Genomic DNA, 226 nt, shown 5'->3' with positions numbered 1-226 from the left:
GCTTGGCGACGTCCTACTCTCCCAGGACCCTGCGGTCCAAGTACCATCGGCGCTGGAGGGCTTAACGGTCGTGTTCGGGATGGGTACGTGTGGAACCCCTCCGCTATCGCCACCAAACATGAATTTGCTTTGCAAATTCTTCCGTATGGGTATTCGGTTCATCACTCATCGTGTGAATGAATAGCCATGCGCTTGTCGTATGTATCTTCTACATACCTTCAAGGTG

The 226-nt window shown here is 52.2% G+C and carries 1 rRNA gene; it reads right to left on the bottom strand.

From position 1 onward, the window contains the following. Positions 1–117, bottom strand: a 5S ribosomal RNA gene (gene rrf / locus QD47_RS29775). Positions 118–226 lie beyond the last annotated feature (109 nt).

The organism is Paenibacillus terrae, from assembly GCF_000943545.1.
In the GTDB taxonomy this organism is placed as follows: domain Bacteria; phylum Bacillota; class Bacilli; order Paenibacillales; family Paenibacillaceae; genus Paenibacillus; species Paenibacillus terrae_A.
This window is presented reverse-complemented; position numbering and strand designations above follow the sequence as displayed.